Source organism: Thalassotalea euphylliae, from assembly GCF_003390375.1.
Lineage (GTDB): Bacteria > Pseudomonadota > Gammaproteobacteria > Enterobacterales > Alteromonadaceae > Thalassotalea_F > Thalassotalea_F euphylliae_A.
Genome location: NZ_QUOT01000008.1, coordinates 1 through 270, shown reverse-complemented (window position 1 = coordinate 270; position 270 = coordinate 1). Strand labels below are relative to the sequence as shown.

Below are 270 nucleotides of genomic sequence, written 5' to 3'. Positions count from 1 at the left end.
CTGACTATGATAAAACCTATTTTATGAATCAAGAAAACGTCTAGGGTAGTCTGGTCGATTCAGATTTAGTTTTTGCAGATGTTTGTAGATATTGTTTAAAGTCATTTAATAATTCTGCATTAATATCTTCAAAGCTTAGCTCTGGAAGGCTATAAAAGCGCTTTAAGTGTATTAGGGATGAGATCCAAATAGAGTAGTTGGAAACACTATCTGAATTAGTTCAGACAAGATCTGACACATCTTCTTGAAAAGTAGAGAGTTACCCGTTTT

At 33.3% G+C, this 270-nt stretch carries 1 pseudogene; it reads right to left on the bottom strand.

The annotated features are described in order from the left end of the window. Positions 1-40 precede the first annotated feature (40 nt). Positions 41-202, bottom strand: a pseudogene (locus DXX94_RS19765) (phage integrase SAM-like domain-containing protein); the annotation flags it as partial. Positions 203-270 lie beyond the last annotated feature (68 nt).